Origin of the sequence: Cnuella takakiae (assembly GCF_001953305.1) — a bacterium.
GTDB classification, from domain to species: domain Bacteria; phylum Bacteroidota; class Bacteroidia; order Chitinophagales; family Chitinophagaceae; genus Flavisolibacter; species Flavisolibacter takakiae.
Map to the genome: position 1 here is coordinate 4,338,301 of NZ_MTFE01000010.1, position 13,148 is coordinate 4,351,448.

16 protein-coding genes and 1 tRNA gene are annotated in these 13,148 nt (G+C 50.0%); 7 read left to right on the plus strand and 10 right to left on the minus strand.

Going from position 1 to position 13,148, the window contains the following annotated elements:
* Positions 1-2,510 (minus strand): DUF5916 domain-containing protein (locus BUE76_RS18575; RefSeq protein WP_076026746.1); only part of this gene is annotated, 2,510 nt, incomplete at its 3' end.
* A gap of 181 nt (positions 2,511-2,691) precedes the next feature.
* Positions 2,692-3,441 carry an XRE family transcriptional regulator gene (locus BUE76_RS18580; RefSeq protein WP_073045776.1) on the minus strand — a complete coding sequence of 250 codons (750 nt, stop codon included), beginning with the start codon at positions 3,439-3,441 and terminating at the stop codon, positions 2,692-2,694.
* Positions 3,442-3,691: 250 nt separating this feature from the next.
* Here BUE76_RS18580 and surE point away from each other — a divergent pair, with 250 nt between their 5' ends.
* Genes surE through lpxB form a run of 3 tightly spaced genes read left to right on the plus strand, consistent with a single transcriptional unit; the run spans position 3,692 to position 5,995 of the window.
* Positions 3,692-4,480 (plus strand): 5'/3'-nucleotidase SurE, encoded by a 789-nt coding sequence (surE, locus tag BUE76_RS18585; protein ID WP_073045772.1) that lies wholly within the window; start codon positions 3,692-3,694, stop codon positions 4,478-4,480.
* Positions 4,470-4,763: a hypothetical protein gene (locus BUE76_RS18590; RefSeq protein ID WP_073045769.1), complete on the plus strand. Its 294-nt coding sequence runs from the start codon at positions 4,470-4,472 to the stop codon at positions 4,761-4,763. The genes surE and BUE76_RS18590 overlap by 11 nt, the downstream gene beginning before the upstream one ends.
* 59 nt (positions 4,764-4,822) lie before the next feature.
* Positions 4,823-5,995, plus strand: a complete 1,173-nt coding sequence (lpxB, locus tag BUE76_RS18595) for a lipid-A-disaccharide synthase (RefSeq protein ID WP_245798401.1) — start codon at positions 4,823-4,825, stop codon at positions 5,993-5,995.
* 42 nt (positions 5,996-6,037) lie between these two features.
* Here lpxB and BUE76_RS24660 read toward each other — a convergent pair whose 3' ends face one another.
* Positions 6,038-6,205: a DUF6728 family protein gene (locus tag BUE76_RS24660; RefSeq protein WP_173702664.1), complete on the minus strand. Its 168-nt coding sequence runs from the start codon at positions 6,203-6,205 to the stop codon at positions 6,038-6,040.
* A gap of 48 nt (positions 6,206-6,253) precedes the next feature.
* Positions 6,254-6,472 (minus strand): hypothetical protein, encoded by a 219-nt coding sequence (locus BUE76_RS18600; RefSeq protein WP_143157392.1) that lies wholly within the window; start codon positions 6,470-6,472, stop codon positions 6,254-6,256.
* Positions 6,473-6,819: 347 nt separating this feature from the next.
* Between BUE76_RS18600 and BUE76_RS18605 the strand changes: the two genes are divergently transcribed.
* Positions 6,820-7,032, plus strand: coding sequence for a hypothetical protein (locus BUE76_RS18605; protein ID WP_073045764.1), 213 nt, complete (start codon positions 6,820-6,822; stop codon positions 7,030-7,032).
* A complete protein-coding gene (locus BUE76_RS25310) occupies positions 7,029-7,160 on the plus strand; it encodes a hypothetical protein (RefSeq protein ID WP_262485775.1) in 132 nt (43 codons plus the stop codon). Before BUE76_RS18605 ends, BUE76_RS25310 begins: the two co-directional genes overlap by 4 nt.
* A 4-nt stretch (positions 7,161-7,164) precedes the next feature.
* On the opposite strand, the gene BUE76_RS18610 is transcribed toward BUE76_RS25310, so the two are convergent.
* Together BUE76_RS18610 and BUE76_RS18615 are read right to left on the minus strand one after the other, a co-directional pair.
* The gene (locus BUE76_RS18610; RefSeq protein WP_073045762.1) at positions 7,165-8,022 is read right to left on the minus strand and encodes an FRG domain-containing protein; all 858 of its coding nucleotides are present in this window, start codon (positions 8,020-8,022) and stop codon (positions 7,165-7,167) included.
* Between the two features lie 89 nt (positions 8,023-8,111).
* The gene (locus BUE76_RS18615; RefSeq protein ID WP_073045759.1) at positions 8,112-8,366 is read right to left on the minus strand and encodes a hypothetical protein; all 255 of its coding nucleotides are present in this window, start codon (positions 8,364-8,366) and stop codon (positions 8,112-8,114) included.
* A 234-nt stretch (positions 8,367-8,600) separates the two neighbouring features.
* Between BUE76_RS18615 and BUE76_RS18620 the strand changes: the two genes are divergently transcribed.
* A complete protein-coding gene (locus BUE76_RS18620; RefSeq protein WP_073045757.1) occupies positions 8,601-8,825 on the plus strand; it encodes a hypothetical protein in 225 nt (74 codons plus the stop codon).
* A 127-nt stretch (positions 8,826-8,952) separates the two neighbouring features.
* Here BUE76_RS18620 and BUE76_RS18625 read toward each other — a convergent pair whose 3' ends face one another.
* The 4 genes from BUE76_RS18625 to BUE76_RS18640 form a co-directional block, all read right to left on the minus strand.
* A complete protein-coding gene (locus BUE76_RS18625; protein ID WP_143157390.1) occupies positions 8,953-9,228 on the minus strand; it encodes a hypothetical protein in 276 nt (91 codons plus the stop codon).
* Positions 9,229-9,433: 205 nt separating this feature from the next.
* On the minus strand, positions 9,434-9,676 hold the full coding sequence (locus BUE76_RS24255; RefSeq protein WP_143157389.1) for a hypothetical protein: 243 nt from the start codon (positions 9,674-9,676) through the stop codon (positions 9,434-9,436).
* Positions 9,677-9,725: 49 nt separating this feature from the next.
* Positions 9,726-10,973 (minus strand): GAF domain-containing sensor histidine kinase, encoded by a 1,248-nt coding sequence (locus BUE76_RS18635; RefSeq protein ID WP_073045750.1) that lies wholly within the window; start codon positions 10,971-10,973, stop codon positions 9,726-9,728.
* 155 nt (positions 10,974-11,128) lie between these two features.
* A complete protein-coding gene (locus BUE76_RS18640) occupies positions 11,129-12,559 on the minus strand; it encodes an alpha-L-fucosidase (RefSeq protein ID WP_073045747.1) in 1,431 nt (476 codons plus the stop codon).
* Between the two features lie 468 nt (positions 12,560-13,027).
* Here BUE76_RS18640 and BUE76_RS18645 point away from each other — a divergent pair.
* Positions 13,028-13,101 (plus strand) — tRNA-Ala (locus BUE76_RS18645).
* Positions 13,102-13,148: the final 47 nt, after the last annotated feature.

A 13,148-nucleotide genomic window follows, 5' to 3' on the forward strand; every position in this document is an offset into this window, starting at 1 on the left:
TTCCTCCTCCGCACCTGGTTATAATCAATAAAGAAAATCACCCGTAGGGTTACTTCATTGCCATGCGGCATACGCAAGGTATTAGCCAGGTTGTTGCCATAACCTTTACCGGTGATATTGTGTGGTGCAATATTGTGATCGGCGCCCAGCCAGTTTTTAAAGCCCGCAACAATACGGCTGCCCGGTTTGAAATCCCAGGTGTAAAAACCATCAACATTAAACACGTTGAAATCATAACCCTGATTGGGGATATAAGCCCGGTATACATAACGGCCATCGGCAGCAACATCGCGAAAGCTTTGGTAATGTACACTGCTCCAATAATGACGGGCACGCAGCGTAAGGTTCATACGAGGCGTAAAATTGTAAATACCCGAAAGCAGCATTGTAACATCCTTTACCTCCCGCAACCCGATAATAGGTTCACCATTTGTTTCCCGCAAAAAGGCATAACCCACCTGTCCGCGATCGTGTTGACGATTGGCTTCCAGTTTTAAGCTAAGCCGGTTGCTGAAGCGGTAACGAACTCCGGTGTTGAGGCTATAATAAGGATTATTGGGCATGGCAGCTTCGGCAAACACGTATTCGTAATCCACATACAGCTTTTTCCTGCTGTCGGTACTGCCGCCAATATTAACAAAGCCATAGGCAGGCATCTGTACAAAGCGACCCGGTGTACGCAATTCAAAATAGTCATGCTTCCAGATAGGTTCACCACCAAGGGTAACCCGCACATCCCACATGTTTTTAAACAACCAGAAACCCGTGAGCGAGAGCTGCATCCCGGCTCTTTTATATGGCTGGTACAGGTAACTGTAATCGGCTGTAAGCCGGTACGAATAGTTGATCAGGTTCCTGGTTCCTTCGTATTGGTTGTAGCTGATGTCGCCGATATAATTTACCAGGTTAGCAGTGTTGAGATAACCGAGGTCATTGGGGTCGTACTGTTGCGAGAGCATTCTTGCCTGCACGTTGTAGTGCCACCGGCCGCTCACCTTGCCAAATCTTAACCGGGCATTGTAGCCATCATAAGGCTTCTTCCAAACACCATCCGCCCGGTGCACCGTATCATAGATGGTGGAAATAAAACCGTTGTATGGCGTTTGCCCAAACACTTTACTGTAGCGGCCGGCACCTGTCAGGATATAGGTATTGGTTTTATCGAAGAAGGAGAAATCAAGACCTGTTACATTGGCATCGCGGGCAGTACCGGAACGCAATACGCTGGTGTTGGTAAAAGTGATATTGCTTCGGCCCTTGAAAGCCTGGTCCAGTACCACGATATTATAATTAGTTAAGGGCTCGGTTTGAATGGTTGTATCCTTAAATCCATTGTTCAGCCTGGCCTGCATGGGGGCTGTTACCGCATTGAAAACCCCGATCCCCAGCTTTTTGCGGGTGCGTCCCGAAAACTTCAGGGCATTGTACAACTGTGTTACCCCGGGGTTCTGCTCCACTTTCCACTCCTGGTTTCCCGATGCGAAAGCAGCTACATCGCCATAACCTCCAGGCGTACTGCCGATGCGCCTGGAATAGAAAAGACCTGCCTTGTTAAACAACTCCGTACCCTCGGTAAAAAAAGGCCTGTTCTCCTGGAACTGCACTTCAAAAGGCGTGAGGTTGTTGATCACATTATCGGAAATCACCTGGCCGAAATCGGGCACCAGCGTAGCATCAAGCGTAAAGCTTTCATTAAGTCCCCACTTTACATCCATACCGCCATTGCGCAGCCATTCGGTGCCCTGCGGCGCTCCTTTTGGATGTTTGCGCACACCACCCGATAGGTAGGGCGAAAGGCTTAACCGTAAAGGGGGTTGAATACTGGTAAGATTACTGAGGGCGCCAAACTGGTTGACCAGGCCTGACTGTTCGGGCTTGACAGGACTCCAGAAATCGGACTCCGAGTTGCGGCGGATAAAACGCATAAACTGCAGTCCCCAGCGTTGAACCTCGCTGGCCGAAAAACGAAGAGAGATATAAGGTATCCGCATTTCCACCACCCAGCCATCAGGTGTGATGGCGGTCTTACTTTGCCAAACGGCATCCCAGCTGCGGTCGCCCACATTATCCAAAATGCCGGTATAGGCGGCACTGAGGCGGGCATCGGTTTGCACGTTTTGGCTGGTCACCAAAAATTGGAAACCGTTCTGCTGGTCGTGGTAAGTATCAAAAAAAACAGAGAAGTGATCCACATCTGCCTGCTGCTCGCCATCGCGGGCTGTAAACTGGCGGCGGATCTCGCTGGGATCATCGTGTAAAACGGCACCGATGTAAACGGCGGCATCATCATACACAATCTTAACTTCGGTAGCGGCCGATGCGCTATGTCCCGGGTTGGGAAAATACTGGGTAAAATGGCCAGCCGTGGCAGCAGTTTTCCATACGCCTTCCGAAAGCTGCCCGTCGATGCGGATGGGCTGAACGGTTCGGGTAGCTTCCAACTCGCGGCTTTGACCAAAAATGAAACAGGAATACAGACAAAGCGCAAACAGCAGAAACACACGGATCATGACCAGTTAGTTGGGACGGCGAATTTAAGCCTATACCCCAACAAACGGATAGGTAGAAGTACTCCTTTTATAGGGATGCGGAGGTTATAAAGGCAAAATAAAACAGCCAATATAGTTGGTGGCAGCAAGACCTTTTGGTATCCTGCAGGCATCCAACAATATTGGCTGTCAGCAAAACTTATCAGTTCATCCGCTTCTTCAGCGTACTCACCTGCTGTTGCAGGTTGGTAACGATATTGGCCAAATGGTCTACATCCCAGCGTTGTACCGTATTGGCTTTGGAAAGGATCATTTGTGCCTGCCAAACTTCAAGAATGTCTTCGGCACCCAGGGTATAAGGCTGGTAAGAAGGGTTGTCGCTCACCAGGGTGTATTTGTTCTTCTGGCGGCTGTTCTTCATCATCCGCTTGTACACAATACCATCGGTACGCGATACCACGATATAGGTATTATTGCTTTTTACTTCCTCCAGGTTGCTCACCTTCTCCCCTACAATCACCGACCCGCTGGGCGTTGGCATCATGGAGTCGCCCACAATTTCAAAGGCGCGGTAATCGCCACCCGAAAGCATGGGCAGGGTAAAGGTGTTGAGCTCGTCGATAAACTCGGGATCGGCATAACCAGCCAGGTAACCGGCGGCAGCTTTTACCGGAACAAAAGGAATATCGGTACGGCCTGCCACCAGCTTGGCCGCACGGCGCTTGGCGATATAGCTGCCCTTTTGTTCGCTAACGTCTTTGCGCAGCAGATCATCGAGGGTGAGCCGAAACATATCGGCAACTACTTCCAGCACTTCCATGCGGGGTTCGGCACGCTCTTCTTCATATGCGCCCAGCAGGGAGCGCTTGATGCGCAGCTTTTGCGCAAACTCTTCCTGTGTCCAGCCACGCAGCTTGCGCAGGTACTTCAGGTTTTTATTGGCGAGTGACATGCGGCTAATTTATTTAGCCCGAAATTACTAATTTATTTAGACTGGCAATGACTGCTTTATTTTTTGTTCGGCTAAAAAAGAGCATTTTTGACCGGGAATGCTTCTTGCAGCAATTAAGCAGTGACAGTATGAGGCCAAAGAAACATTTCGCAACCATACAGCACCGGCCGCGCAGCTACCAGCAGGAGGCACATCTTATCAGGTCAGCGGCCTTTCCAACAACCATTCACGATACAACCAACGGCGATATATGGCAACAGAACAGAAAAGACCCGTAATACTGGTAACCAACGACGACGGCATTGGCGCTCCCGGCATCCGCAACCTGGTGGAAGCGGTAAAAGACCTGGGCAAGATAGTAGTAGTGGCCCCCGATAAGCCACAGAGCGGTATGGGTCATGCCATTACCATTGGAGTGCCCCTGCGGCTCAACAAAGTGCATTTTTTTGAAGATATTGAAGCCTACCAGTGCACCGGCACACCGGTAGATTGTGTAAAGCTGGCGGTAGATAAAGTATTGCACCAAAAACCCGATATCTGCATCAGCGGCATCAACCACGGCGCCAACCACAGCATCAATGTTATTTACAGCGGCACCATGTCGGCAGCCGTTGAAGCAGCCATCGAAAGCATTCCTTCCATTGGCTTTTCCCTGCTCGACTATGCCCTCGAGGCTGACTTTACCGCAGCCCGCAAGTATGCCCGCATCATTGTGGAACAGATGCTCAAAGGCATTCCCGACAAACATACCGTGCTCAATGTAAATTTTCCCAAACTCCCCGTTGAAGAGATTAAGGGTGTTCGTGTCTGCCGGCAGGCTTATGCCAAATACGAAGAAGATTTTATTGAACGCAACGACCCGCATGGACGCAAGTACTACTGGCTTACCGGCGAGTTCGTGAACTTTGACGAAGGCACCGACACCGATGTATGGGCCCTTGCCAACAATTATGTAAGCCTGGTGCCGGTTCAGTTTGACCTGACCCACTACCAGCTAAAAAAACACCTGGAGCAAACCTGGAAATTTGATGAAGCTTAAAGACAACCTGCCCCTTGGCCTGGTGCTGGCCCTGCTGACACCCGTACTCATATTCCTGCTCCTGTACTATTTCAGGTTTTCTTATTATCCTTTTGGCGAGTTCCTGCAAACGGTACAAAGGGAAAGCAGGCTGGTGACCTTTTTTGGCGCCTGGAGCCTGGTAGGCAATATTGCACTGTTCACGCTGTTTATCAACAACCGCAAAGACCAGACAGCTAAAGGCATCTTTATTGTGACGGTGTTATATGGCGCCCTGTTCCTATTGCTGAAAGCACTTATGTAATATTTTTTTACAACCCTTCCTTGCTGCCGCTACAGGTGCAGCAAGGAAGGGTTGTACCAATGAAAGAACGCTTCTACTTTCATTGCCCATTTGCAGGCATCTTTGCACATTCTATCATGAAGTATTACCTCATTGCCGGTGAAGCTTCGGGCGACCTGCACGGAAGCAACCTGATCAAAGAATTACGGAAAAAAGAACCTGCAGCCGAAATGCGCTGCTGGGGCGGCGACCTGATGGCAGCAGCGGGTGCAACGGTGGTAAAGCACTACCGCGATCTTGCCTTTATGGGTTTTGCCGAAGTAGTGAAAAACCTGCCTACCATCCTGCGCAATTTATCTTTTTGCAAAAATGATATCAGGGCCTACCGACCCGATGTGCTGATCCTGATCGATTACCCGGGTTTTAACCTGCGCATCGCCGAATGGGCCAAGGCGGAAGGCATGAAGGTCATTTACTATATTTCGCCACAAGTATGGGCCTGGAAGGAAAGCAGGGTAAAAAAGATCCGCAAGGTGGTGGACAAGATGCTGGTGATCCTGCCTTTTGAAAAGGACTTCTTTGAGCAAAAATGGAAATACCCGGTGGAGTTTGTTGGCCACCCGCTGGCACAGGTAGTACAGGATTTTAAAGCCACCCACCAACCGCAGGATTTTGGTTCCAAACCCGTCATTGCCCTGCTGCCCGGCAGCCGCAAACAGGAAATTGAAACCAAGCTGCCGGTGATGCTGGAAGCCAGCCGTGCCTTTCCCGACTTCCGGTTTGTTGTGGCTAAAGCTACTTCGCTGGATGATGTTTTTTACCAGCCTTTCCTGGCTGCCTACCCCGAAGTGGGTTCGGCACGTGGTGCCACTTATTCCTTACTGGCATCGGCGGATGCAGCCCTTGTAACTTCAGGCACCGCCACTTTGGAAACCGCGCTATTTGGCGTACCCCAGGTGGTTTGCTATAAAGGCTCCCCCATTTCCTACGCCATTGCCAAAAGGCTGATCACCATCAAATACATTTCGCTGGTCAACCTGATCATGGACCGGCAGGTGGTAACCGAACTGATTCAGCACGAAATGACAGCAGCCAATATCACCCGGGAATTAAAAGATTTATTGTACAACGAGGCCCGCAAGCAACAGGTGGCTTCCGACTATGCACAACTGCAACAGATGCTGCGGCAGTATGGCAATGCATCGGAAAGAGCGGCCACCATCATCCACGAATTTGTACAGCAAAAGGCATAAAAAAAGCAGGGACATCCCTGCTTTTCCTGGCACCGGTATTTTTTAACTGCGCACCACCAATTTGATGATCAGGATAATGATGGCTACGATAAAAAGCATCAGGCTGATGCGGTTGATGCCATGCATGTATTTTACCCACTGCGAATCGGGCCGGTTAGGATCGGGTTTACGCAGGTATAAGTATTCGGCCATTTGTTTCAGCACACCCATAGTTCTTACTATTTGGTAAACTTACATTTTTTGGCCTTATAAGGTTGACTAGGGAGCCGGATTTTTCCGCAGCGGATCGCGTTTGGCGCCTGCGCGCAGGTGTACGCTGTCGGGCGATAAAACCCTGGGCATGGCTGCTGCCGGTTTGCGGTTTGGTTTGGGCGCCTGCTTGAACCATCCGCTGGCCGGATGGGTGCTCAGTTGGTATTGTCTTAATCTTTGTACCAGCTGGAAAAAGGAACCAGGGAGGAGTGAAATCGGGGACATAGGACCTTGCATTTTTGTTTGCTTTGTGGCGCTTCCCAAATTTACATGCGCATTTATTTGCATAAGAAAGAAAGAAGGAGCGCTAAGCATTTTTACCTAACCCCGCTTCAGCAATAATCCTTTGCTGTTAGAGAAAAAGGAGTACCCGCCCTTAAAACCCTGCCGCCAAATAAGAACAAATACTACAAACCCTTACTTCCTGTCCCGTATCCTGCACGCTACCTTTACAGGTATCCTATCCTTGCCGTACAAACCATTTAAAGCCATTACCTGCTCCCTGTTTCACAAACGGTGCAAGTGCACGAGCCTTGAAAGTGACCTTACCGTATCCCTATCAAAACGGCAACATGAACCGGCGAACAAAACAAAGCCTGATGGATTTACTGAACCGCAATATTGCGTTTCAGGGCCGCGGCATGCTGTTCCAGGCTTTTATCCTGCTGGCGCTGGTATCCAGCATCGGCATTACCATCAGCCATTTTTTACAAAAGGAACAGCCCCCGCTGCAGCAAAGAGTCCAAAAGGGAAATGGGCTCCGTTACCGTACACAATTGAAATGAACCAACACAATCCTGCAAACAACAACAGCTTCCTGCGCCGCAAAAAACAACGGCGGCGCTGGCTGCTGATCACCCTGCTTTGCATGTTGCTACTGCTGCTTACCGCTTTCCTGATACAAAGCCTGTAAGGGCTCAGGGAATAAAACGGAAAGAGGTATCCTGCATCAGCGAGAGGTGCGCCTGCATACTTTCTTCGGGTGTGCGCATACTGTTGTACCGTAGTTTCATGGAGGCGGCATAGCCGTCCAGGTCGGGAAAAAGGCTGGCGCGGTTGAGGTTCATGCGCTGGAGGTCGCGCAGCACTTCCTTTTGCAAGCAGGCAGGCAAAACCATTTTGATAAAGGCCTTCTCCAGGTCCTCGCCCAAAAAGGATAGTTGCTGCATAAATGGTTCGTAGCCCTTTCCTGTACTTACAAAAATCGACTGCTGCAGGGAGTACCGGCGGTTCATCCGGAATGGCTCCACCGGGAATACCACGCTGATATCATTGTTGAAAAAGATCTGCTCAAAAAGACTTTCGCGGATGCCATTCCGCTCCTCTCCCGCCTCAATGGGATAACGGCCCGCCAGCAGCTCCAACGACCTGTGTTTTAAAAAAGAAACATTGATGGCCCAGATGGCAATACCATGGTTGGTCTCCGGGTGACACTGCTCGAAAGCAAAAAAGGAAGCTACAAAGGGAGAGCGGGAAAAATCGAGCAGGCGGGTGGGCGCACCATGATGCTGCATTAAAGCCAGCCATTCGATGGTATGCCCTGGTATTTCGTCGCGGGAAAGATAGTTGCGGGCACCCCGCTGGAATTCGGCCAGGAAATCGGCTTCTACCTGTTGGTGAAAATGAACAAAATCGGTCCGTTCAATGGCATTGTTCAACACCCATCCTGCATGCCCCTGTCCCCGGAAGGCCCAGTTCTCAGAAAGGCTATCCACAAATCCTTTAAAGGCCTTCCATTCGGCAAACTCAATGGTTGAAAATAACTTAGGTTCCATTACAAGCAGGCGCAGAAAATTTTGAGCCACTTCTTGCAGCTGCACGCCGGGAAAAAGCTAAAGACCTACCTGGAAGCGAAGCGCAGCCATCAAACCAAATGGGGCTCTACAGAACGGATAATGGCGCCCACCAGTTCGTGGCTTTGCAGGTCATCGGTAGCGCGGCTGATTTCAAGCCCGCTGCGGCTCGAATACACCACTTTGCCATCAGGTAAAAGATACAGCAGGGACTCGTCAGGCACTTCGGCCTGGAAGGCAACCTCTCTGCGGGCAGATAATTGCCGCACATGGGTAGTGTAGGTTTTCCCATTAAACTCAAAGTGAGTAGTGAATACGCGTTCCATGACGAATGGTTTTAGTAAACAGGACAAGCAATAGGCGGGAAATGGCGGTAAAGATTAAGGTAAGAAATATTTGTTAACCAGCTATTTTATCCCGGGAGATTATTTTTTGCCTGCTCTTTCAAACACAGCCATTAAGAAGAAGGGGTAAATAAAAAGGATTATTGGCCGAGAAACCCATAAAAAAGGGCACCTATGGCACCCTCTTTGTTCGGCCTAAGCTGTAAACCAAAAACAATGAATATTCAATCCTTTAAAAGCCTCAATTGCAAACAAAAGCGTCGCGCATTGCTCCGTAGCGGACAATTCATTGCCGACAGAAACACAGACCTGTTTTCTGTTTTCCTGTTCCGCCTTGGCGATTTTTTCGTCGAGTTATTTTTCAGCAGGGAAAACGAGCAGGTAGTAGGTATCAGACCAATACAAAAGTTAAGCAGGCAGTACCTGCACCTGGCTGCCTGATACGACAGCCATTTAACTTGCGTAAAGGCCAAGGGAACCGGGGCCTTTTTTTGTGCAGGTACCTTCAGAAAAAGGAAGCATTGTGGTGGGGTATAAAAAAAGCCCTGGAAACAGGGCCCGGTATAAATCAGCCAGCAGGGTGACCGCCCTGCCGCCTTCTATCTTCAAGTATGGGTCTTGCTTTTAATTCAACGGCATAACCCAAATCTTCGGATAAGCGTTCATTGCCATCATCGCTTACCCAATGGCGCCCTTCCTTGCGCAGGCTGAGACACTGGGGCGGCATACGGTTGCCGGCACCACGATAACTTGAAAGATAAGCCGTGCAGGTACCACCCGGCCCAATTACCACATCATAATGGGCGAGCGCTCCATCATGCAATACCACAGCTGTCACTTCCATACCCATATTGTTTAATCTTTGGACTCAAAGAAGGTGCCTGTTTAACTCATTTGTGCCCAAAGGTTTGTACAAGCAGAAAATAAAGTTGAAAGCTGCCCTGCTGTAGAGATAAGCTGTCCCGATGAGGTTGCTACTGTTGTTTACATTCCCCAAAAAAGTCTGGCGTACCCTCATGCTGTGATGCCACTTTTTGCCTTACCGGTTATTAAGGACTTACCTCCGGATGATCAGGGGCATCCGCTCTTGATGAAGGCTCCTCTGAGGGATGCGGCAGAGCAGCAGGAGGCAATTCAGAACGCTCTGCACCTGTTCCCGGCAGGGAAGGTGGCACAAAGCCGGTGCGCTTTTCTTCCAAATTGGCATCAAAACCTAACGAAAGCGCAAAGGGATCAGGCTGGGGCATAGCGAAAAGAATAAGGTACCCCTTTGCAACAACTACTTTGCCCAAAAGGTTTTTGGGAGCCCCTAATTACCAATTATTTATTAACAGGAAGTGCTTACTCCTGAACTGTGGCGTAAAGTGGAAAGCTGATGGTGAAAGTAGTACCCTGTCCCTGAAGGCTTTGTACCTGGATGCTACCGCCTAACTTCAGCACAAAGTCGTGCACCAGTATCAGGCCCAGCCCCGAGCCTGGTTCTTTGCGGGTGCCTTCGCGGGAAGACATTTTACGGGTAAAGAGTTTTTCCTCCATGCCCTTGGGCATACCAATGCCTGTATCTACTACCCGGATGCAGGAAGCTTCGGCGGTACAGTTCAGGAAAACAGTAACGGAACCCTGTTCGGTAAATTTCAGCGCGTTGTGCACCAGGTTGCGCACGATAAACCGGAATACTTCGCGGTTCAGCCAAAATAAAGGCTCTCCTTTAGCATCCACTTTTACCTGTATGCCTTTTTCTTCGGCCATCCGGCTAAGGGTAGCAACGGTTTCGCGTGCAATGGGTTCGGCAGCATATGGCTGCTCCTCGTATAGCTGCCCGGAAAGGTGGGTGGCACCCCAGGCAATCAGGTTATCGATCAACTCGAGGCTTACTTTAAGCTGGCCGCTCATGAGGCTGCAGGCCATTTGCTTCATATCCTCATCTACCACCGGCGCTTCCCAAAGCATGTCTACCAGGTGGGCCATGGAGGTAAGCGGCCCCTTGGTATCGTGCGCCAGTATCGACATCATTTTGCGCTGGTTGGAGAGCAGCTGGTTCATCATCTCCCGCTTGGCATCGGCTTCGGCACGCAAACGCACCAGTTCAATATTCTTGCGGCGCAGTTCAAGTATCTGCACCACTTTATCGGCCAATTTTTCCAAAAGGGATTTTTGTGCTGCACTAAGCCTTGTAGGCTTGTGGTCAATGACACATAAGGTTCCCAGTTTATTACCCAAAGGGCTGATTAAGGGAAAGCCTGCATAGAACTGGATATTTGTAGGCCCGGTAACAAGGGGGTTGTCTTTGAAACGAATATCGGTTGTGGCATCTACCACTTCAAGGTGTTGATCCTGCTGGATCGCGATATTGCAGAATGCTATATCCCGGGGCGTCTCCCGGAAGTCAACTCCTTTGTAAGCTTTAAACCATTGCCGGTTTTCATCCAATAAGGTTATCAGGGAAATGGGTGTACCTGCAATTCCGGAAGCAATTTCAACGAAGTCTGTGTACTCTTTTTCTTCCTCCGTATCCAGAATGTCCAGCTCATGCAGTTCTTTAAGCCTTTTCTGTTCTGTATCCTGATACTCCACTGACTCTTCCAACATGAAAAAAGTTTTGGTGTGCAAGCTCTTGAACCAAGAATCGAAACTTTTTAATGGTTAAAGCTTGTCTTTAGTTTTAGTGCATTAATATCCAAATATAAGTTGAATTAAATGTCGGATCAAAACTACAAGGCCTGTACCCAACTTTACAACAGCTGTTATTGGTGCGGTGCGGCAAACAACTGTACCTCAGATAATACCGGTGCAGCTACGGCATCGGTAATGCGGATCCGCACCCTGCCGGTGGTTACCGGTTCAAATTTTACCACACGCTTATACCCCACCGTAGTTCCCTCCTGCACTTTGCGGAAAGCCTTGCCATCCCACACTTCTACCGTAAAGGATTTCACACGCTGTCCCAGCGGCAGGTACTCCTGCAACAATACCCGGTCTACCCTTGCAGGTTTGGCCAGTTGCACTTCCAGGCTTGCCGAACGTTCGGCATCGTTGGTACACCAATAAGTATCAATATCGCCGTCGGTAAGCCTGGAAGCAGCAAAGTTTACGCTGTTGGCCCTGGTATTGGAGGCCACTACCTTTTGCCCCTTTGCCAGGTTGCGTCCATAAATAGCATCGCGGGCGGCGCGGAACTCCATCAGCCGGCTCGAGTCGTTGCGGTGAATCAATCCTTCCCTGTCCACGGGTACATTGAGCAGGAAGTTGGCATTGCGCCCAACCGAACCTTCGTAGATCGACATCAGGTCGGCCACGCTCTTTACCTTATCATCGGTATCGGGACTGTAAAACCAACCGGGCCTGATACTCACATCACATTCCGCGGGTACCCACTGGCGCCCCGTTTCCTCGCCCTGGTTCAGCACCCGGGTAGCAGGTGCACCTGCACCTGGGGTAAAACCTTCTGTTGTGATCCGCGACCAGTTGGTGGTACCGGCATACCCATTTTCGTTGCCTACCCAGCGGGCACCGGGGCCCACATCGCTGAATATGATGGCCTGGGGCTGGTTGCGGTAAACGGCCTGGTGGAATAGCGGCCAGTCGTATGCCTGCTTTTTACCATTCGGACCTTCCCCATTGGCGCCATCAAACCACTGTTCAAACACAGGCCCATAACCCGACAGCACCTCCTGGAGCGTATTTGCAAAAACAGTATTGTACTCCGGGGTACCATAGGCCGGGTGGTTGCGGTCCCAGGGCGACAGGTATACACCGAACTTAAGCCCGTAGGCCTGGCAGGCTTCCGACAGTTCCCGCAACACATCGCCCTTGCCCTCCTTCCAGTTGCTTTCGCGCACGGTATGCTTGCTGTACTGGCTGGGCCAAAGGCAAAAGCCATCGTGGTGTTTTGCGGTAATGATGATGGCTTTCATACCGGCATCGCGGGCTGTGCGAGCCCATTGCCGGGCATCAAGCCGGGTGGGCAGAAAAACTTTGGGGTCTTCGTCACCATGCCCCCATTCTTTATTGGTAAAGGTGTTGGGGCCAAAATGAATAAACATGTAGTACTCCATTTGCTGCCACTCCCATTGTGCTTTGGTAGGCACCGGCCCTACGGGTTGCGGAGGGCTGGGCTGGGCATGGAGGCAAACGGGCAACAGCAATGCAGCGGTCAATTTCCGGAAAAGGGTCATGGTGCAAATGGATTGGAATAAGGAAGATAAGGAAAGCCCTCCTATTGGGGGCACGCAACCGTTTTCCCAAATTTGAAGATCGGTGAGGAATGATTTCCTCATGTATTGCAGAGCTTACAATTTTATACGTTTAATCATGGATGGTACATTACTTGCTATTATACGTTCGGTTTTTCATAGGATATTGGATTTTAAGCGGGCTGGATTTCTATCCGGCCCTATTTATTTGTAAGCCTATAACAGCCAGGCCTACCCGAAATGCCTGCATGCTACAACATTCGGTGGTTCCGCTTTCCTTTGGCCCTCCTGCTTTTCCTGGATTTATAATCGGCATGCAAGTACAAAAAAGACCATAGAATGCCCGCAAAAATTTTTTCCGGTTTTTTTTGCAGAGGTGTTGGTTGTATCAATTGACTCCTTATTTTTGCACCCGCTTCGCTACCGAAGCACACAGATCTTACAAACTTTGGGGGACTAGCTCAGCTGGCTAGAGCGCTTGCATGGCATGCAAGAGGTCATCGGTTCGACTCCGTTGTCCTCCACTTAAGCCCGCACTTATTACAAGTGCGGGCTTTTTTATTTTGCCCTA

Excerpts from the sequence above, each read along its gene's own strand:
- BUE76_RS18580 (WP_073045776.1), bottom strand. The coding sequence starts at position 3,441 with ATGTCACTCGCCAATAAAAACCTGAAGTACCTGCGCAAGCTGCGTGGC.
- surE (WP_073045772.1), top strand. The coding sequence starts at position 3,692 with ATGGCAACAGAACAGAAAAGACCCGTAATACTGGTAACCAACGACGAC.
- BUE76_RS18590 (WP_073045769.1), top strand. The coding sequence starts at position 4,470 with ATGAAGCTTAAAGACAACCTGCCCCTTGGCCTGGTGCTGGCCCTGCTG.
- lpxB (WP_245798401.1), top strand. The coding sequence starts at position 4,823 with ATGAAAGAACGCTTCTACTTTCATTGCCCATTTGCAGGCATCTTTGCA.
- BUE76_RS24660 (WP_173702664.1), bottom strand. The coding sequence starts at position 6,205 with ATGGGTGTGCTGAAACAAATGGCCGAATACTTATACCTGCGTAAACCC.
- BUE76_RS18600 (WP_143157392.1), bottom strand. The coding sequence starts at position 6,472 with ATGTCCCCGATTTCACTCCTCCCTGGTTCCTTTTTCCAGCTGGTACAA.
- BUE76_RS18605 (WP_073045764.1), top strand. The coding sequence starts at position 6,820 with ATGAACCGGCGAACAAAACAAAGCCTGATGGATTTACTGAACCGCAAT.
- BUE76_RS25310 (WP_262485775.1), top strand. The coding sequence starts at position 7,029 with ATGAACCAACACAATCCTGCAAACAACAACAGCTTCCTGCGCCGCAAA.
- BUE76_RS18610 (WP_073045762.1), bottom strand. The coding sequence starts at position 8,022 with ATGGAACCTAAGTTATTTTCAACCATTGAGTTTGCCGAATGGAAGGCC.
- BUE76_RS18615 (WP_073045759.1), bottom strand. The coding sequence starts at position 8,366 with ATGGAACGCGTATTCACTACTCACTTTGAGTTTAATGGGAAAACCTAC.
- BUE76_RS18620 (WP_073045757.1), top strand. The coding sequence starts at position 8,601 with ATGAATATTCAATCCTTTAAAAGCCTCAATTGCAAACAAAAGCGTCGC.
- BUE76_RS18625 (WP_143157390.1), bottom strand. The coding sequence starts at position 9,228 with ATGGAAGTGACAGCTGTGGTATTGCATGATGGAGCGCTCGCCCATTAT.
- BUE76_RS18635 (WP_073045750.1), bottom strand. The coding sequence starts at position 10,973 with ATGTTGGAAGAGTCAGTGGAGTATCAGGATACAGAACAGAAAAGGCTT.
- BUE76_RS18640 (WP_073045747.1), bottom strand. The coding sequence starts at position 12,559 with ATGACCCTTTTCCGGAAATTGACCGCTGCATTGCTGTTGCCCGTTTGC.